Origin of the sequence: Streptomyces sp. NPDC060064 (assembly GCF_042736455.1) — a bacterium.
Classification (GTDB): domain Bacteria; phylum Actinomycetota; class Actinomycetes; order Streptomycetales; family Streptomycetaceae; genus Streptomyces.
In genome coordinates, this window is sequence record NZ_JBHWWF010000023.1 from 47,886 (window position 1) to 65,763 (window position 17,878).

Below are 17,878 nucleotides of genomic sequence, written 5' to 3' on the forward strand. Positions count from 1 at the left end.
GGGTTCCCCCGGGCGCGCCCTGGCGCCCCCGCGGGCGCAACCCCCCGCGCCCGCCCCCCACCACCCCCCCGGGTGGGGGGGGCCCGCCCCCCCCCCCCCCGACGCTCTGGTGACCCGCCACGAGATGGCCCACTTCCTGCTCCGCATGGGCGAGCGGATCAGCGCCCTGGAGATGTACAACACCGTGGCCAGGTCCCGCGCGCGAGTCCTGGGAGCCGACGACCCCGACACCCGAGCCGCTCAGCGCGATGCCGACCGGGTCCGTACCCAACTCGGCAGCCCACCCTCCGGCGGACGCCCTCCTCGTCCCAAGGGCTGAGCCCTGCATCCCATTACGCTTCCCCGAGTGACTACTCCTGACTACGCCACGTACATCGCCTCCCTGCCCCGCATCCTCGCCGGCGCCGCCGCGCTCATCCGTGACGGCCAGGGGCGGGTACTGATCGTCGAGCCCAACTACCGTGACGGCTGGGCGCTGCCGGGCGGTTAGGCAAAGCATCCATAGATGTCTCAGGACATCAGCTCGGCAGCTACCTTTCGGCTGGAGAGTCGTTAGCCACATGGTCATCTCGTTGTCTCAAGAGGAGCCATGGACTACTTCTTCACGTCACGCGTCACCGCACGGCGCCACTACGAAGCACCATCCGGGATCATCCTGGACGGGACGCAATACACGAGCCGGAGCAAGGCCCTCAAGGACGGGACCCCCTTCTTCCTCGGCACGGACATGCGGCCCCTGGAGCCCCACTGCTCCTTCTTCTACGAACTCGCCAAGACCCTTGAGGCCAAGTCGCTGCGTGACTACACGTACGACTTCCTCGACCTGGACGACTTCCTCTCAAGCCTCGATCCCCCGACCGACCTGCTGTCTGCCACCGAGGACGAACTGATCGCCTACCGCGATCACTGCATCGAGTACCGCGACGAGCCGATGGCGCCGGCCACGTGGAAGCGCCGCAGAGCCACGATCAACAGGTTCTACGACTGGGCGGTCGATGAGGCCAGGCTTCTTGACCGGCGCCCGTACTACCGCAAGAAGAACGGCCGCGACATCCTCAACTGGGGAGCGACCAGCGAGCTCGACGTACGCCATCTGACGTTCGAGCAATGGTGGTTCCTGGACCGGGTCGGCCTGCGTGGGCTGCTGCCCGACGGCAAGGCGGATCCCACCTTCCGCTCCGGCCATGCTCTGCGGGACAGCTGCGGCGGGAATCTCTCCATCACGACGGGCCTGCGGCTGCGGGAGTTCAGCGCGTTGCTCGACATCGAAGTCGGCACTCCCCGTCGGGACGGCTCGGCCAAGGAAGTCGAACTGCAAGCGATCGCCAAGTTCGGCCTGCCCAGGACCACCGAGATCCAGGACGCCACGCTATGTGAACTGGACTGGTATCGAAGGACCGAGCGTGCCGGTTTCCTTCGCAAGGCCGCGAAGAACCTGTACCGGCAGCGCGATGAGTTGTTCGTCGTCGATGACGTCGACATGCGCACGATGAAGGTCAGCGGCATCCAGGACGGTCGGCGACGCACCTACAGGATCAAGGCGATGAAGGCGCCACTGCGGCGAATCACAGTCATTGAGGGCGACCACGGGCTGGAGTCGATGGCTCTTTTCGTCGGGCGCAACGGACGGATGATCAGCAGTCAGCGCTGGGAGCAGATCTTCGCCGGCGCGCACGCGAGAGCGGTACGGATCGCGGCCGAGCACAACCTGCCGCTGGAGATGCCGGGGCAGGTCCGCATCCATGATCTTCGCCATACGTTCGCCGTATACATGCTGGAGCAGTTGACCGAGTTGGTCCGCGCCCAGGACGAGGAGCAGCAGCGCCTCACCGGCCGCGCGCCCGCCTACGCGGCGGACCACGTGTCCCGCAACCCGTTCCTGACCGTCATGCGGCTCCTTGGGCATCGCCGTCCCGAATCGACCATGCGATACCTGACCTACAAGAGAAAGACGAATTTGCTCGTCGCCCGGGCAGTGAAGGACTGGAACGATCAGGACCGTACATACGCAGACCTGGCCGCTCGCCAGGCCGGAGGGTGGGCCGTCTGATGCCGCGCCGCGGAGAACGCCGATCCCGGTCCGCGACGCTACCGCCGCGCCTGCCCGCTCCACGCACCGTCGGCCACGTCGGAGTGCGGGAGCTGACTCAGGTGAAGCGCGGCCGCACCACGACCAGCCAGGTCGATCCGGGAGAGTACGCATGCCGGGCGCTGGTCGCTCAACTCGCCGACGTATGGGTCGAGTACCACCACAAAGCAGCGTTGAAGAACAGTGACAGGTACCTGGGAGCGGTTCGCTCGTTCGCGAAGTTCCTCGGCCCGTATCTGACCGCTCTGGGCCTGAACCCCGCAGACGCCCGCCTCGACACCGATCACATCGACCTCGCCGAAGCCATCTACGCATGGGAGAACGACCTCCTCGCGCAGTTCCCGGAGAACTCCTCGCAGCCATGGCAACTGTCGCGCTCGCTGCTCGCGTTGGTTCACCACCGGGCTGAGCGCGATGCGCGCGTGCCGGAGAAACTGCGTAAGCGCGCGGCGGCGCCACCGACCCTACGCAAGGCCACCGGGGAACCGCTGGACGAGTTCTCCAACTCTGAACGTCTCGCGCTCAAAGGGGCTGCCCAGGACGACCTGAGAGCTCTTGAGAAGCGTCTTGCCCGGGGAAAAGAGCTCCTGAGGGCCGGGAAAGATCCGCGTGAGTTCGGATGGGAGGAACTGCCGAATCTGGTCTGGGCTGCCCGACACCGTCTGCTGAACATGGATGAACTCCGTGTTCACCTCCCTGCGCATGCCAAGCGCTGGCCTCAGGAACTACGGGAAGCGCGGCCGGCCAACAGAGGTGCGCTCGGCGGCTTCTACGGCCTCTTGCGGGGAGTGCATGCCTTGCTCTTTCCGCAGGAGTTGGACCTGCACCCGTTTCGAGTCTTGCTCTTGCTGGCCATGCTCGACTGCACCACCGAGGAGCTGCATGCGCTACGGGTTCCTGACCTGGAGTTCAGCAATCAGGGCGTGCGTATTGTCCAGACCAAGAATCGCGCGGATCGCGTTCGCGCCGACTACCACGTGGTCGATCAGCCCCTGGAGAAGGGCGAGGTGCCTGGGGAGCTCGCCTACGAGGGCCGAGGTGATTGGGATGTCCCTGGTCTGCTGCGACGCCTCGTGACGGCCACCGCGCTGACGCGCGAAGTGTTCGGCGGCGTGCCGTGGCTGTTCACCGCGGTCGAATATGCCAAGAACCGCAGCACCATGGATGCTCGGTTCGCCCGCTTCGTCGACCCGGGTCGCCGCTTCACACACTGGATCGCCTCACATGTCGACGCGGACGGTGAGCCCGCCTTGGCCATCTCCGAACCGCACGCGGCACCCCGGCTTCGCAAGACCGCGAAGACCACGCGCGTCGTTGCCCTGGGAGGCACCTTGTCCGACATGGCGGGGGATGATCACAGCATCCAGGTGTTCCAGGGCCACTACGCCCACGGCACCACCGCGCGGGTCCTGGCCGGAGCGGCGATGAACCGCGCCCAGACGCTCGTGTTCGACCGGCTCGCCGACAAGCCGGTTCTGGTCGACCCGGATGTGCAGTCCCGCCTCGGTGAACCGGAAGTCGCCCAGGCCCTGGGGGTGAGCCCTGAACAGGGGGCCGCCCTGAGCGCCGGTGAGCTCGACATGGGCGTCACCAACTGCAAGAACCCGCACGACTCACCGCACAGCACCCCCGGCAAGCTCTGCCATGTCGCCCCGGCCATGTGCATGGTCTGCACCAACGCAGTCGTGTTCGTCTCACAACTGCCGCAGCAGTTGCTGCTGTCCGACCACATCGAGCGGATGCGACTGACGCAGCCGCCGATGGTCTGGGATGCGGTATGGGGACGCCAAGCCAAGGCGCTGGCCGAAGTGTTCGAGGAATGCGCTGAACACATTCCCACCGCGCGCCAGGCCATCGAGAAGCAGGACATCCGCCTGAATCTGTCGTTGGGCATGCGAACGGAGTACGACCGATGACCATCCTCGCCGCAGTGGACAGGCCGGTATCCCGGGCTTTCGCCGACGACGAACTCGTCTACAGCAGTATGCCTGGGCAGCTCCCCGGCGTTCGCGGGCCGGCGTTCGGGCACATCGACGAGTGGCCCTGCGACTGTCTCAGACGGCCGGCGAACAAGAGTCCGGCACAGTGGAAGTGCGTGTTCCCGCTCGACCCTGTCTGGAACTTGCGCGCACGAGAAGTCGCTTTCAGCATGCTCAATCCCAACCACCAAGCCCTGAGGAACGCGGGCATCTTCCTGCCCAGGAAGAAATGGGCCCCCGCCACGGTGATCAAGGTCTGCTTCAGCGTGTCGCAGCTCGGTGCCTGGGCGCTTCGCGAAGGGATGCCAGACAACCTGCACTTCTGGTCGGTTGAGGACTGGCAGGGCTACATCGACCACTGCGCATCAAGCACGAAACCGGAGTCCGTACGGAGTGCGGTGGGAGCCGTCCGTCACCTGGTCCGCTTCTCCCCCATCCTGACAGGCACCGACCCTCTCGAAGACCCCTGGCCAGGACAGACAGACAGCGACGTGGCCAAGGTCGCCACCTGTGACGGGCTGGCCACACCCTCGATCCCGCCGGAAGTCTGGTGGCCGCTCCTACGGGCCGCGTGGTCCTATATCGACCGATTCTCCGCGAGCATCCTGGACCAACGCGACCGCGAAGCAGAAGGGGCCGCAACAGCCCCGACGGCTCCAGCCACCCTCAGCGCTGAAAGCATCAACCACCAGCTGGAGTTGTGGCTGACCAACCCGGCCAACCTGGTACCCGTCAGCGACCGCGACGCCAGGTTCAATCCGAAGGGCTCCCCCATCTGGAGCTCGTTGAGCCGAGCGGTGACGACAGGGGCCAGCTCCACAGCCTTCGCGACCAAAAACAACAGGCAAGGCATGGAACGTCGACAGAAGGTCCTGCGGATGATCGAAGAGACGGGCCGGATCAGACCTGTGCACCCTGCCGGCGCCAAGCAGTTCGAGCCGGACTACGCCGACTACGGGACCCGCCGTCGCTCATCCCAGGCTATGGACGCCACGCTCCAGAAATGGCTCGCCAATCCAGCGAACCTCGTCCCCGTCCACGCCGAAACGAGTCGGCTCGCTCCCGGGGAGCCGGTGTGGTCAGCACTGGAGGCCCTGCTTTATGACACCTCGGAGCGGGTGGATGTCTTCGGCATCGGCAGTAAACAAGGTCGGCGCCGACGCGATCTGGTGCTGCAAGCCGCAGTCGGCGAGCGCCGGATCGTGTACTGGGACAAGCAACTGGCCAGGGATCTGCGGATGCTTCGGGCATCCTGCTACATCTTCGTTGCAGCGTTGAGTGCGATGCGGGACAGCGAAATCCAGGAAATCCAGCGCGGCGCGCTCACCCAGCACTACGGGGCTCCGGCAATCGGCTCCCGCAAATCGAAAGGGGATTCCTCAAGGCCGCAGGCCAACTGGTGGATCATCGAACCGGTCGCACAGGCCCTGGCGGTGGCCGAGCGGTTGTCCTGGCACGACACCCATGTCTTCGCCACGATGACGCCGCCGAGCGAGGGCGGACCTGCCGGACGAGGACGAGCCGGTATCTCCGCCGCCGACGACATCGACTTCTTCATCGAGACGGTGAACGTCACCCGGCACCTCACTGGCGTGGAGGAAATCCCTCCTGGGCGGGTACGTCCGCACATGTTCCGCAGGACCATGTCGATCATTGCCAGCCAGCAGCCGGACGGCGATATCGCCCTGGGGATCCAGCTCAAGCACGCCGCGCGTAGGGCGCTGGCCAATCGCCTTACCGGCGCCTACGGCAAACCCGATGCCAAGTGGGCGAAGGAGTTCGACACCGATCTGCAGACCGCAGCAGCCCAGAAGCTGGTGGGGCTGCTCCAGGCCCGCCGGACCGGGGCCACCATCGCGGTCGGCCCAGGTGCAACCCGCTTCCACGCCGGGCTCGACAAGGTCAACGCGGTAATCGTGGCGAACTCGACGCTGCGGGCCCAAGTCGCAGATGAGCGACTGGAGATCACCCTCCTGCGGGACGAGTTCGCGAACCTCCACCTGGGCACGGTCAACCACTGCCTCTGGAACGCGCCCACCGCGGAGTGCCAGAACCAACTCCCGCCTGCTCAGCGCGGCCAGGCCCCGCTGCTGGGCGCCTGCCAACCGTCCCGTTGCCGCAATTCCGTCCTCACCTTGTCGCACGAGCGGATCTGGCGCATGGAGGAGGCCGACTTGGTGGAGTTCTTGAAGAAGAAGCTTTCCAAGCCGCTGCGCGAGCAAGCCCAGACCCGGCTCGCCGAAGTCCACTCCGCCACCGCGCAGATCGACAAGCTGAAGGAGAACCTCTGATGCCGGTGTCCGCAGCCACCTCCGCGAAACTCAGGGAAGCCATGGCCCGGCTGCTGGCAGGAGAGCCCCTGCACAGCGACGGCGCGCTCACCAAGGAGAATCTGGCCCGCGAAGCCCAGGTCAGCCACGCCAGCGTCCACCGAGCCGAGGACGTCCTCGCCGAATGGAACGCCCGAATCCCTCAACCGGTCCTCCGTACGCCCGGCGAGGTCCAGCGCGACGAAACCATCGCTGAACTCAAGGCGAAGCTCAGGAAGGCCAACCTGAAGGTCACCGAGCTGCAGAGCAAGCTCGACGCCCTGGCCACGGTGACAGCCAACCTCTACCACGAGAACATCGATCTGAAGAAGAAGCTGAGCAAGCAGCAGAGCCGCCTCACCGTTCTCAATGGCGGAGTATGACGAGTCGGGATACGCACGCTGAGGTGCGTATGTAGCCGAGAAGCACGATGGCAAAGGGCTCGGGAACCGGATTGGGCGGATCACTGAGGCCGAGGGGACATCTGTGGGGTGAACCTCACCGTGTAGGCGCGACCAGGCCGATCTCATAAGCGAGGACGACGAGGTGGACCCGGTCGCGTGCATCGAGTTTGGTGAAGAGCCGTGCGAGGTGCGCCTTGGCCGTGGCCACACTGATGGAGAGATCCTCGGCGATCTCGGTGTTGGACAGGCCGCGGCCCACAAGGGTCAGGACCTCGCGTTCCCGGCCGGTGATGCCGTCGACTACCACCCGGCGTGTGGCGGCGGGTTCGGGCCGTGCGGCGAACTCTTCGATGAGACGGCGGGTGACGCTGGGAGCGATGAGGGCGTCTCCGGCGGCGACGACCCTTATCCCGTCGAGGATGGTCTCCAGCGGCATGTCCTTGACGAGGAAGCCGCTCGCTCCGGCGCGCAGCGCGCCGTAGACGTACTCGTCGTCGTCGAAGGTGGTGAGGACGAGGACGTGGGTCTTCGACTCCGGATCCGCGTTGATCCGGCGGGTGGCCTCGATGCCGTCCGTACCAGGCATGCGGATGTCCATGATGGCGACGTCCGGCCGTAGCCGTTGGACCAGTTCCACCGCCTCGGCACCGTTCCCGGCCTCCCCTACTACCTCCAGGTCGGGGGTGTCGGCGATAAGGACGCGCAGGCCGGTGCGGATCAGGGGCTGGTCGTCAATCAGAACGACACGGATCATTGTCCCGCCTCCACGGGTACCGGCAGCCGCGCTGCCACGCGGAAGCCGCCTTCCGGGCGCGGCCCGGCGCTGAACTCGCCCTGCAGCAGACTGACCCGTTCACGCATACCGGCGATGCCGTATCCGGAATCTGCGACGGTGCCGCCGCAACCGAGGTCGACGATATCGACAGCCAGTTCATTGTGGCGGTAGTCGACCGTCACGCTGCAGTCCCGGGTGCCGGAATGCCGCACCACGTTGGTGACAGCTTCCTGGACTATGCGGAAGGCCGCCAGGTCGACGTCGGAGGGCAGGTCGCGTCGGTCCCCCCGCCATCGGACGTCGACCCGGACCCCGGCGGCCGCGGTCTTCCCAACCAGTTGATCAAGGGCGGCCAGACCCGGGGTCGGGTCGAGCGGCGCGGACTCCTGGTCGCTCTGCCGGAGTGCGCCGAGCATCCGCCGCAGGCCGAAGAGGGTCTCCCTGCTGGTGGCCTCGATGGCGTTGAGCGCGTTGCGCGTCTCGGCGGGCTGGGTGTCCATGACCCGGCTGCCCACGCCGGCCTGGATGGCGATGATGCCGATGTTGTGCGCGACCATGTCGTGCAGCTCCCGGGCGATCCGCAGCCGCTCGGCCGTGACCGCCTGCTGCGTGGCCTGGGCGCGCACCGTGTCTACGTGCGCCCGGTTCTGATGGATCGTGTTGCCAATCAGCCAGGCGATGACGACGGTCGACGCGAGGGCGGCCGGGACCGCGAGGTTGAAGAAGTAACCACTAGCAAGCCGCCAGAGCGTGTAGCCGACCAGCGTGCCGGCCGGCAGCGCGGCGGCGAGTACCGAGGCACGCCGTGAGCGGGTCGCAGCAGTGTAGCCCACGGCCGCGTCAGCCAGGAGGAAGAGTGCGACGGGTGTCTCCCGCACCGGCATTCCCAGGGAGATGACGGTGCCCGCGAGCGCGATGGCCACGGCCGCCAGCGGCGCGCGGAACAGCAGCAGCGCGCCCAGGGTCGTGACGACGGCGGTGACCAGGAGCGGTGCGTCCTCGATGTTGCCGTTGTACCGGAGCAGACGCTGCAGCTCGTCCGGCCGTTGGAACATACGCACCAGGATGAGGGCCGACCAGAAGGCCGCCACCCACACACCCGGTGGCACGCGTTTGAGCCGGGGTGGATAAGGAGTGGCGATCATCGATCGATCCTATCGATGCCCGTCCGCCGGGACATTGGCCCACAGGCGTAATCCCCCGGGCTACCAGCCGGGCTCATAAGTGTGAACCACCGGCCGATGCCGGCTCCGCGCCCTCCCCGGCAGCTTGGACCCCGTGATCGAATCCACCCGACTGACCAAGCGATACGGCGACACCGTCGCCGTCGACAACCTGACCTTCACCCTGGAACCCGGCAAGGTCACCGGCTTCCTCGGTGCGAACGGCGCCGGCAAATCCACCACACTGCGGATGATCCTGGGCCTGAACGCCCCCACCAGTGGGACCGTCACCGTGGACGGGGTTCCCTTCTCGCACCGCCCGCGTGGACTGCGCCACGTCGGCGCGCTGTTGGACGCTCAAGACGTCCACGGCGGACGCAGCGCGCAGGCGCACCTGTCCGCGCTGGCCCGCAGCAACCGCATCCCGTTGTCCCGCGTGGACGAAGTCCTCCAGGAGGTCGGGCTGGCGAAGGTTGCGCGGCGCCGGATCGGGGGGTTCTCCCTCGGGATGAAGCAGCGTCTCGGCATCGCGGGGGCCCTGCTCGGCGATCCGCCAGTGCTCCTGTTCGATGAGCCCCTGAACGGTCTGGACCCCGAGGGCGTGCTGTGGGTGCGTGGTCTGTTCCGTCGTCTGGCGTCCAAGGGCCGCACCGTGTTCGTTTCCAGTCACATGATGGCCGAGATGGAGCACACCGCCGACCGGCTCATCGTCATCGGCCAGGGTCGGCTGATCGCCGACCAGACCCTGGAGGACTTCTCGGCCCGCAATACTTCCCTGGGCGTGACCGTGCACACGCCCGACCTGGAGGCCCTGGAGGCCGTGCTGATCGCCGAGGGTGCGTCGGTGCGCCGGGAGAGCGACCAGGCAGTCCGGGTCACCGGTCTGACCTCGGCCCGGATCGGCGACCTTGCCCACCGGCACCGCCTGGTGCTGCACGAACTCGCCACCCACACCACGTCCCTGGAGTCGGCGTTCATGTCCCTCACCGCCGACAGCGTCGAATACCTCGCAGGAGAAGCCCGATGAGCACAATGACGTTCTCCGGCACCAGGCCGTCCGAGCCCACCGCCGAACCGGTGGCCAGGTTCGTCGACCTGCTTGCCGCTGAGTGGATCAAGATGCGGTCGCTCCGGTCGACTTACTGGGTGCTCGCCCTCAGTGCCGTCGTCGCCATCGCGATCAACGTGAACGCCGTCCGCTCCGACCTGACGTACATCGACCAGCCGCATCCCCCGCTGCCCGGTTTCCCGCCCTTCAAGTACGACCCGCTGTTCCACGGCCTGGGCAGCATTGCCGCCGATGTCATGGCACTGGCCGCGGCTAGTTTCGGCGCCATTACAGTCTTCGGCGAGTACGCCACCGGAATGATCCGCACCACGCTTGCCGCCGCCCCCGACCGGCGCGCGGTGATCACGGCCAAGGTGGCTCTCGTCACGGCGATCACGCTCGTTCTCGGTGTGATCGTCTCCGTGACGTCGTTCTTCACCACCAACGCGATGCTGGCCTCCCGCCACGTCGGACTCTCCATCCACGACCCCGGCTGTCTGCGGGCCGTTGCGGCATACGCGCTGGTCATCCCGGTCTGCGCGCTCATCGGCATGGCGCTCGGCGCCGTCCTGAGACACGCCACGGCCTCGATCGTCGCAGTTGTAGGCATGCTCTTTATCCTGCCCATGCTCTTCGGTGGCGAGAGGTACAGGTTCTTGAAGGAGATCGGCAACCACCTGCCGCTCGCCGCCCAGGGCCGGCTGGCGCTCAACCCCGACTCCAACGCCAGCGTGGGCGCATACCCCGCCACGATCACGGGCTCCTGGATAGCGCTCGCGGCCTGGGCGCTCGTCTCGGTGGCCGTCGCCGTGATCGTCGTGCGGCGCCGGGATGTCTGAGACCAGCTCGGCTGTATGTAGACCCTCTCCGCCCAGTACAGGGAAGCCGAACCAATTCGGTGTCAGGAGGCCATGGCGCGCACTCCGGGTGTCACCTTGCCGCGATCGCGGGGCATATCTCGGCCAGTGATCCTACATAGGTGCGACCCGACGCCTTCCCGGCCAGACAGCCTCCACCTCGTCTTGGACGAGCGTGCTGAAGCCGACAGGATTCTGGAGTCACCGCTGAGACACACGACCCTCATCCATATCTCCTTGAGTCGCGCCGTGCAGCGCGTCCGCTGAGACAGTTGGGGGTTGAGACATGCGAACTGTTCATAAGGGCGGGACCATCGAGTCGGACCGGGGCGAGACCCCCCGGCAGGCGGCCCGGCGGGAGACGCTCGAAGAGATCGGGCTCGATGTGGAGCCGGGCGCGCTGCTCGCGGTCGACTGGGTGCCTGGCGAGTCGCGGCCACCCATCGCCGCGTATGTGTACGACGGCGGGGTGCTGACCGAGGCGCAGTTCGCGGCGATCCGGCTGCAGGAGGAGGAGCTGATTTCCTGGCGGCTGGTGTCCCGTGACGAGATCGGCGAGCACCTGCTGGGGGCGCTGGGGCACCGTGTGCTGGCCGCTCTCGACGCGCTGGAGAGGGGCAGCGGGACGGTGGAGCTGGAGAACGGGCAGCCGCCCGCCTGACCGCGCGGACCGTCAGGCCGGTCCAGGGGCGGGCCACATCGGCTCGCCGCCTCGGGGGACCGCTGCGTAGGCTCGCCGCATGACTCTCGTCGCAATCCTCAGCGGCGCCGGCATCTCCACTGACTCCGGCATCCCCGACTACCGCGGGCCCAACGGCCTGTGGCGGCGCGATCCGGAGGCCGAGAAGCTCGTCACGTACGACTACTACATGGCCGATCCGGAGATCCGCCGCCGCTCCTGGCTGATGCGGCGCGACAGCACGACCTGGCGTGCCGAGCCGAACCCCGCGCACCGTGCCGTCGCCGAGCTGGACCGGCAGTCCGGGTTCGCCGTGCGGGTGATCACCCAGAACGTCGACGGACTGCACCAGCTGGCCGGTATGCCCGACCGCAAGGTGCTCGAACTGCACGGCACGGCACGGACGGTGGTCTGTACGCGCTGCCATGTCCGCTCCTCGATGCAGGACGCGTTGGTACGGGTCGAGGCGGGCGAGGAGGACCCGCCATGCCTGGCATGCGGTGGGATCCTGAAGTCCGCGACGGTGATGTTCGGGCAGCGGCTCGACCCGACGGTGCTGGCCGAGGCGATGGCGATCGCGAAGGCCTGCGAGGTCTTCATCGCGGTCGGTACGAGCCTGCAGGTGCAGCCCGCCGCCTCGCTGGCGGGCATCGCGGCGGAGCACGGGGCGCGGCTCGTCATCGTCAATGCGGAGCCGACGCCGTACGACGAACTGGCGGACGAGATCGTGCGCGAGCCGATCGGCGAGGCGCTCCCGGCACTGCTGAAGCGGCTGATTCCGAGCCCCGCCGACGATTGAGGCGCGAGGTCCGGGGCGGATCCCCGGTTCTTGGCACGGCGAGTCTTCTCAGAACAGTGCGTCGTCCGGCGTGCCGGATTCGAACGCCAGCAGACGCTGCTTGCGGTTGAGCCCGCCGCCGTAGCCGACCAGGCTGCCCGTCGAGCCGATGACCCGGTGGCACGGCACGATGATCCCGATCGGGTTCCTTCCGTTGGCCAGTCCCACCGCGCGGGATGCGGCGGGATTGCCGAGCGACTCCGCCAGCTCGCCGTACGTACGTGTCTCGCCGTACGGGATCTGCCGCAACTGGTCCCAGACGGCTCGCTGGAAGGGCGTCCCGTCCAGCCGCATCGGCAGGTCGAACTCCGTCAGCTCGCGGGCGAAGTACGCATCGAGCTGCCGGATCGTCCCGCCGAACGGGGCGGCCTCGGGTTCACCGAACGTCTCCTCGTCCGGGCGGTGGCGTTGCTGGACCATGTAGAGGCCACTCAGTACCCCGTCGGTGGCCACGAGGGTCAGCGGGCCGTAGGGGCTGTCGACGACCGTGTGCTGCCTGGTCATGGGTGAACTTCCTTACTTGGGGAGGCGGTTGATGGCGTGGTCGTCGGTGGCCCAGAGGTACTGGACGGCGTATGCCCGCCAGGGTCGCCAGGCCGCGGCGCGCCCGGTGAGCGCGGCCGGGGTCGAGGGCAGACCGAGTTCGGCAGCGGCGCGGCGCATCCCCAGGTCACCGGGCAGGAAGGCGTCGGGGTCGCCGAGGGCCCGCATCGCGATCACCTCGACCGTCCAGGGGCCGAATCCGGGCAGCGCGGTCAGCTGGGCGCGCGCCTGCTCCCAGTCGCTGTCCAGGCCGAGCTGCAGCGAGCCGCCGGCGAGCGCGCCGACCAGGGTCGTCAGCGTGGTGCGGCGGCTGCGCGGCAGCGCCAGGGTTTCCGGGTCCAGCGCGGCCAGCGCCTCGGAGGACGGGAAGAGATGGGTGAGGCCGCCCTCGGGGTCGTCGATCGCCCGGCCGTGCGCGGTGACCAGCCGGCCGGCGTGGGTGCGGGCGGCGGCCGTCGAGACCTGCTGGCCGAGCACCGCCCGTACCGTGAACTCCGCGGCGTCCACAGTCCGCGGCACCCGTCGGCCGGGGGCCTTGTCGACCAGCGGGGCGAGCAACTCGTCCGTACGCAGCTGGTCGTCGACGGCTACCGGGTCGGCATCGAGGTCGAGCATCCAGCGGCAGCGGCTGATCGCAATGGTGAGATCGCGTGGGTCGGTGAGGGAGAGCCGGCAGGCGATGTGGTCGGGCCGCGGGGTGAGGGCGACGATGCCGTGTCCGTACGGGAGGCTCAGGGTGCGGCGGTACGCGCCGTCGCGCCACTCCTCGACGCCGGGGACCCCGGTCGCGGCGAGATGCCCGAAGAGGTTGCTGGGGTTGAGCGGCGCGCGGTACGGCAGGCGCAGTGCGATCACGCCGGGCGTCTGCGGCGGTGCGGACCTGCTGTGCGCGGCGCGGGTGCGCAGTTCGCTCGGGGCCAGCGCGAACACCTCGCGGACGGTGTCGTTGAAGGTCCGGATGGAGGAGAAACCCGCCGCGAAGGCGACCTCGGCCATGGGGAGGCCGGTGGTCTCGATGAGGAGGCGGGCGGTCTGGGCGCGCTGGGCGCGGGCCAGGGCAAGCGGGCCCGCGCCCAGCTCGGCGAGGAGCTGGCGCTCGATCTGCCGGGTGGAGTAGCCGAGGCGGGCGGCGAGGCCCGGCACGCCTTCGCGGTCGACGACCCCGTCACGGATGAGCCGCATGGCACGGGCGACGGCGTCGGCACGGGCGTTCCACTCCGGCGAGCCGGGGCTGGTGTCCGGGCGGCAGCGCTTGCAGGCCCGGAATCCGGCCTGCTGGCAGGCGGCGGCGCTCGGGTAGAAGGTCATGTTCTCGACCTTCGGCGGCACCACCGGGCAGCTGGGACGGCAGTAGATCCGCGTGGTCAGTACGGCCGTGAAGAACCAGCCGTCGAATCGGGCGTCCTTCGACTGGACGGCGCGTACGCAGCGCTCGGTGTCGGTGTGCATGGCTCAAGCATCGGGGATGCAGAACGGCTGGAGCTAGCGAGAAAACGACATCAGCCTTGCGCTGCCAGGGCCGTCTCGAACTCCGCGTACGCCTGCTCGTCGAAGAGCACGAACCGTACCTCGGTGACGGGTGCCGCGGCCGCATCGCGCACCGTACGGATCGCGATGCGCGCCCCGTCGTCCATCGGCCAGCCGTAGATGCCGGTCGAGATGGCGGGGAAGGCGACGGTCTCGGCTCCCAACTCGGCTGCCACGCGCAACGATTCGCGGTAGCAGGAGGCGAGGAGGGCGGACCGGTCCTCCTGGCGGGACCAGACGGGGCCGACCGTATGGATCACATGGCCGGCATCGAGGTTGCCCGCGGTGGTGGCGACGGCCCGGCCGGTGGGCAGGCCCTTTCCGTAGTGCGAGGCGCGCAGGGCGCGGCACTCGGCCAGGATCTCCGGGCCGCCACGCCGGTGGATCGCTCCGTCTACACCACCGCCGCCGAGCAACGAGGAATTGGCGGCGTTGACGATGGCGTCGACCTGCTGCTGGGTGATGTCGCCGCGTACGAGGGTGATGGCCGGGCGGTGCTGTGTCATACGGCCATGATGCGTCGCCTCAGCGGGCAGCGCGGAGGCGGCGCCACACCGCCTTCGCCGCATGATGGCCGGACATGCCGTGCACCCCTGGGCCCGGCGGGGTCGCGGAGGAGCAGAGGAAAACGGCGGGGTGCGCGGTCGCGTACGGGACGCGGGCGAGCTTGGGGCGGATCACCGTCTGGAGTCCGGCGTAGGCACCGCAGGCGATGTCACCGCCGACGTAATTGGCGTTGCGCTGGGCGATCCGGGGCGGACCGGCGACGGCTCGGGCCAGCACGAGATCGCGGAATCCGGGCGCGAAGCGCTCCAGCTGCCGCTCGATGACCTCGGTGGCGTCGCCTTCCCAGCCGGCCGGCACATGGCCGTACGCCCACAGGACATGCTTGCCGGCCGGGGCCCTGGACGGGTCGATCACGCTCGGCTGGGCGGTGATCAGGAAGGGGACCTTGGGGTCGCGACCCCCGACGGCGGCGGCCAGGGCCGCCTCGATCTCACCGGCCGTGGGACCGATATGGACGGTGCCTGCGGCGCGGGCCTCCTTCGCGGTCCAGGGCATCGGCCCCGACAGCGCGTAGTCGATCTTGAAAGCGGCGGCGCCGTACCGGTAGTGCTTGTATGCCTGGCCGAGACCGGCGATCCGGGCGAGCGCGGTCGGCGAGGTGTCGAAGATGTACGCGCGGGCCGGAGGCAGCTCGTCCAGCCGCTTCACCTCCGTGCCGGTGTGGATCACGCCGCCCTGTTCCCGCAGATACGAGGCGAGCGCGTCGGAGATCGCCTGCGAACCGCCACGCGGCACCGGCCAGCCCACCTCATGGGCGGCCAGCGCGAACATCAGGGCGACGCCGCCGGTGGCAAGCCCGCTGATGGGGGCGATGGCGTGGGCGGCGAGCCCGGCGAACAGGCCACGCGCCCGCTCGCCATCGAAGCGGCGCGAGAGCAAGCTGGCCGGCTGCAGCGCGGTCAGCCCGAAGCGGGCGAAGCGGTACGGGTCTCGGGGCAGCCCGTCCCAGGGCGCGCGCAGCAAATCGGCGGCGAGGGTGTCCCAGTGGCCGATGTAGGGGGCGACGAGGCGTCGGTACGCTCCCGCGTCACCGGCACCGAAGGACATGGCGGTCTCGCCGACCGAGCGGCTCAGCACGGCGGCCGTGCCGTCGGGGAAGGGGTGGGCGAGCGGTAGTTCGGGATGCAACCACTCGAGGCCGTGCCGCGCCAGGGGCATGGCGGCGAAGGCGGGCGAGCCGACGCCGAGCGGGTGGACGGCGGAGCACGGGTCATGGCGGAAGCCGGGGAGGGTGAGCTCTTCGGTCCTCGCTCCCCCACCGACCGTGTCCATGGCCTCGTACACCGCCACCGAGAAGCCACGGCGGGCCAGTTCGACAGCGGCGGTCAGTCCGTTGGGTCCCGCCCCCACGACGACGGCATCGAGCATCGACGGCACCTTCGGACTCCTTTGTCAGCCGATGGCCAAGGTCCCCAGGATATTCCCGGGCACCGACAGCGGGCGCGGCGGTGGCCTCCGCCGTGATGAATTGCACGACCGCGGGCTGCCTCCGGCGGGGGCGGGGTCTTGTGGCCCGGGTCCGCGGGTGCGGGTTGCCTCCGGCGGGGCGCGTCCGGTCTTGTCGGGTGCGGGTTGCCTCCGGCGGGGTGCGGGTGCTTGTTGCCCGGGCCTGGGGCGTCCGGTCTTGTCGGGTGCGGGCTCCGGTGCCCCTCCGGGCTCGACTCCTCGGGGTCGGCGGCGTACAGGCTCTTGGTGCGTGACCCCGGTTTTGCCGCCAATCCCCTGCGGGGCCGACCCTGCACGGCACCTCCCCACCCGAACGAGACAAGACCGCCCGCCGCGGGGGTACAGCGGTTCGCCGGTGGAAACCACCCACGGAGAGCAACCGACAACGCCCCCGGCCCACCCTCACCACAAGACCGGGCAACTGACGGGGGCGACACTGCACGGCACCTGCCCACCCGGACGAGACAAGACCGCTCGCCGCGGGGGTACAGCGGTTCGCCGGTGGAAACCACCCACGGAGAGCAACCGACAACGCCCCCGGCCCACCCTCACCACAAGACCGGTCGACTGCCACCAACGTCCCCGGCCCACCTCGACCACATGACCGAGCACTGACGGGGGCGACACTGCACGGCACCTCCCCACCCGAACGAGACAAGACCGCTCGCCGCAGGGGTACAGCGGTCCGCCGGAGGAAACCACCCACCGAAGAGCAACCCACCACGCCCCCGGCCCACCTCACCACATGACCGAGCAACTGAGGAAACCACCCACCGGACAGCAACCACCAACGGTAGGGGAAGGCACCCCGTCACCCCAGCAACAGGCTCCGTACCCGGCGTGCCGTGTCCGCGTCGCGCGCCGCCGTGAACGGGAGCGCATTGCCTCCCTCGATACGGAATCGCTCACCCGCCACCGTCATCTGCGCCCCGCCCGCTTCGGTCACCAGCAGGAGCCCCGCCGCGTGGTCCCATGCGTTCTCCCACGAGAAGGCCACCGCGTCCAGCTCGCCCCGGGCAACGGCCAGATACTCCAGGCCCGCCGAACCGCAGGGGCGACCGCGCACTCCGGGCACGTTCAGGCCCAGGAGGGCGCGCTTCTGGTCCGGGGTCGTGTAGTCCGGGTGGGACATGGCCACCTCGAGCACCGCGCCGGGCGCGGGCGAACCCGACCGTATCGGCGCGTCGTTGAGCCGGGCGCCACCGCCCCGTACCGCGATCGCCATCTCCTCCAGCACCGGCGCGTACGTCCAGGAGGCGAGCACCTCGCCGTGCTGGGCGAGGGCGACCAGTGTGCAGAAGCCCGCCTCGCCGCGGACGAACTGCCGGGTGCCGTCGACCGGGTCGACGATCCACACGGGCGCGTCGCCGTGCAGCGCCTCGTACACGGACGGATCCGCGTGCACCGCTTCCTCACCGACCACCACGGAGCCCGGGAGCAGCGCCGTCAGGGATTTCGTGAGGTGCTCCTCGGCGAGCCGGTCGGCGATCGTCACCAGGTCGTGCGGGCCGCTCTTCTCGACGATCTCGTGCGCGGCAAGCTGCCGGAAACGCGGCGTGATCTCGGTGGCGGCCGCCTTGCGGACCGTCTCCTCGACGTCGGAGAGATCACCGTTCAGGAAGTCATCGATCATGTTGCCAGCTAAGCACGGCCC

General features: G+C 68.7%; 15 protein-coding genes and 2 pseudogenes. 10 read left to right on the forward strand and 7 right to left on the reverse strand.

Annotated features, from left to right (window positions below; genetic code table 11):
- The first annotated feature begins 109 nt into the window (after window positions 1-109).
- From ACFWDI_RS25710 to ACFWDI_RS25735, 6 genes and pseudogenes are all read left to right on the forward strand, one after another.
- Window positions 110-319 carry a hypothetical protein gene (locus tag ACFWDI_RS25710; protein WP_385307168.1) on the forward strand — a complete coding sequence of 70 codons (210 nt, stop codon included), beginning with the start codon at window positions 110-112 and terminating at the stop codon, window positions 317-319.
- A gap of 27 nt (window positions 320-346) precedes the next feature.
- A pseudogene (locus ACFWDI_RS25715) lies at window positions 347-487 on the forward strand (NUDIX hydrolase); the annotation flags it as partial.
- Between the two features lie 102 nt (window positions 488-589).
- Entirely contained in the window at window positions 590-2,050 is a 1,461-nt protein-coding gene (locus ACFWDI_RS25720; RefSeq protein ID WP_385307170.1) for a site-specific integrase, read from the forward strand.
- A 101-nt stretch (window positions 2,051-2,151) separates the two neighbouring features.
- Window positions 2,152-4,005, forward strand: coding sequence for a hypothetical protein (locus tag ACFWDI_RS25725; protein WP_385307172.1), 1,854 nt, complete (start codon window positions 2,152-2,154; stop codon window positions 4,003-4,005).
- On the forward strand, window positions 4,002-6,359 hold the full coding sequence (locus tag ACFWDI_RS25730) for a hypothetical protein (RefSeq protein ID WP_385307174.1): 2,358 nt from the start codon (window positions 4,002-4,004) through the stop codon (window positions 6,357-6,359). The genes ACFWDI_RS25725 and ACFWDI_RS25730 overlap by 4 nt, the downstream gene beginning before the upstream one ends.
- Window positions 6,359-6,760, forward strand: coding sequence for a hypothetical protein (locus tag ACFWDI_RS25735; protein WP_385307175.1), 402 nt, complete (start codon window positions 6,359-6,361; stop codon window positions 6,758-6,760). The genes ACFWDI_RS25730 and ACFWDI_RS25735 overlap by 1 nt, the downstream gene beginning before the upstream one ends.
- Before the next feature lie 115 nt (window positions 6,761-6,875).
- Here the strand turns inward: ACFWDI_RS25735 and ACFWDI_RS25740 are convergent, their stop codons facing one another.
- On the reverse strand, window positions 6,876-7,535 hold the full coding sequence (locus ACFWDI_RS25740) for a response regulator (protein ID WP_385307177.1): 660 nt from the start codon (window positions 7,533-7,535) through the stop codon (window positions 6,876-6,878).
- Window positions 7,532-8,701, reverse strand: coding sequence for a sensor histidine kinase (locus ACFWDI_RS25745; protein WP_385307178.1), 1,170 nt, complete (start codon window positions 8,699-8,701; stop codon window positions 7,532-7,534). The genes ACFWDI_RS25740 and ACFWDI_RS25745 overlap by 4 nt, the downstream gene beginning before the upstream one ends.
- A gap of 133 nt (window positions 8,702-8,834) precedes the next feature.
- On the opposite strand from ACFWDI_RS25745, the gene ACFWDI_RS25750 reads away from it, so the two are divergent.
- From ACFWDI_RS25750 to ACFWDI_RS25765, 4 genes and pseudogenes are all read left to right on the forward strand, one after another.
- The gene (locus tag ACFWDI_RS25750) at window positions 8,835-9,746 is read left to right on the forward strand and encodes an ABC transporter ATP-binding protein (protein ID WP_385307179.1); all 912 of its coding nucleotides are present in this window, start codon (window positions 8,835-8,837) and stop codon (window positions 9,744-9,746) included.
- Window positions 9,743-10,606 carry an ABC transporter permease gene (locus ACFWDI_RS25755; protein WP_385307181.1) on the forward strand — a complete coding sequence of 288 codons (864 nt, stop codon included), beginning with the start codon at window positions 9,743-9,745 and terminating at the stop codon, window positions 10,604-10,606. Before ACFWDI_RS25750 ends, ACFWDI_RS25755 begins: the two co-directional genes overlap by 4 nt.
- Before the next feature lie 322 nt (window positions 10,607-10,928).
- Window positions 10,929-11,285: pseudogene (locus ACFWDI_RS25760) on the forward strand (NUDIX domain-containing protein); the annotation flags it as partial.
- Between the two features lie 79 nt (window positions 11,286-11,364).
- Window positions 11,365-12,102: an NAD-dependent deacetylase gene (locus tag ACFWDI_RS25765; RefSeq protein WP_385307182.1), complete on the forward strand. Its 738-nt coding sequence runs from the start codon at window positions 11,365-11,367 to the stop codon at window positions 12,100-12,102.
- 48 nt (window positions 12,103-12,150) lie between these two features.
- On the opposite strand, the gene ACFWDI_RS25770 is transcribed toward ACFWDI_RS25765, so the two are convergent.
- The 5 genes from ACFWDI_RS25770 to ACFWDI_RS25790 all read right to left on the reverse strand — a co-directional run bounded on the left by ACFWDI_RS25770 (window position 12,151) and on the right by ACFWDI_RS25790 (window position 17,857).
- Window positions 12,151-12,645 (reverse strand): methylated-DNA--[protein]-cysteine S-methyltransferase, encoded by a 495-nt coding sequence (locus ACFWDI_RS25770; protein ID WP_385307184.1) that lies wholly within the window; start codon window positions 12,643-12,645, stop codon window positions 12,151-12,153.
- Between the two features lie 12 nt (window positions 12,646-12,657).
- The gene (locus ACFWDI_RS25775) at window positions 12,658-14,133 is read right to left on the reverse strand and encodes an AlkA N-terminal domain-containing protein (protein ID WP_385307186.1); all 1,476 of its coding nucleotides are present in this window, start codon (window positions 14,131-14,133) and stop codon (window positions 12,658-12,660) included.
- A gap of 50 nt (window positions 14,134-14,183) precedes the next feature.
- Entirely contained in the window at window positions 14,184-14,717 is a 534-nt protein-coding gene (locus ACFWDI_RS25780) for an O-acetyl-ADP-ribose deacetylase (RefSeq protein ID WP_385307187.1), read from the reverse strand.
- 19 nt (window positions 14,718-14,736) lie between these two features.
- Window positions 14,737-16,155 carry a phytoene desaturase family protein gene (locus tag ACFWDI_RS25785; protein WP_385307188.1) on the reverse strand — a complete coding sequence of 473 codons (1,419 nt, stop codon included), beginning with the start codon at window positions 16,153-16,155 and terminating at the stop codon, window positions 14,737-14,739.
- Between the two features lie 880 nt (window positions 16,156-17,035).
- Window positions 17,036-17,857: an inositol monophosphatase family protein gene (locus tag ACFWDI_RS25790; RefSeq protein ID WP_385307189.1), complete on the reverse strand. Its 822-nt coding sequence runs from the start codon at window positions 17,855-17,857 to the stop codon at window positions 17,036-17,038.
- Window positions 17,858-17,878 lie beyond the last annotated feature (21 nt).

What these genes read in the sequence shown, in the direction of transcription:
- ACFWDI_RS25735 (WP_385307175.1), top strand. Translation starts at nt 6,359, where the DNA reads ATGCCGGTGTCCGCAGCCACCTCCGCGAAACTCAGGGAAGCCATGGCC.
- ACFWDI_RS25720 (WP_385307170.1), top strand. Translation starts at nt 590, where the DNA reads ATGGACTACTTCTTCACGTCACGCGTCACCGCACGGCGCCACTACGAA.
- ACFWDI_RS25770 (WP_385307184.1), bottom strand. Translation starts at nt 12,645, where the DNA reads ATGACCAGGCAGCACACGGTCGTCGACAGCCCCTACGGCCCGCTGACC.
- ACFWDI_RS25740 (WP_385307177.1), bottom strand. Translation starts at nt 7,535, where the DNA reads ATGATCCGTGTCGTTCTGATTGACGACCAGCCCCTGATCCGCACCGGC.
- ACFWDI_RS25780 (WP_385307187.1), bottom strand. Translation starts at nt 14,717, where the DNA reads ATGACACAGCACCGCCCGGCCATCACCCTCGTACGCGGCGACATCACC.
- ACFWDI_RS25730 (WP_385307174.1), top strand. Translation starts at nt 4,002, where the DNA reads ATGACCATCCTCGCCGCAGTGGACAGGCCGGTATCCCGGGCTTTCGCC.
- ACFWDI_RS25745 (WP_385307178.1), bottom strand. Translation starts at nt 8,701, where the DNA reads ATGATCGCCACTCCTTATCCACCCCGGCTCAAACGCGTGCCACCGGGT.
- ACFWDI_RS25775 (WP_385307186.1), bottom strand. Translation starts at nt 14,133, where the DNA reads ATGCACACCGACACCGAGCGCTGCGTACGCGCCGTCCAGTCGAAGGAC.
- ACFWDI_RS25790 (WP_385307189.1), bottom strand. Translation starts at nt 17,857, where the DNA reads ATGATCGATGACTTCCTGAACGGTGATCTCTCCGACGTCGAGGAGACG.
- ACFWDI_RS25765 (WP_385307182.1), top strand. Translation starts at nt 11,365, where the DNA reads ATGACTCTCGTCGCAATCCTCAGCGGCGCCGGCATCTCCACTGACTCC.
- ACFWDI_RS25755 (WP_385307181.1), top strand. Translation starts at nt 9,743, where the DNA reads ATGAGCACAATGACGTTCTCCGGCACCAGGCCGTCCGAGCCCACCGCC.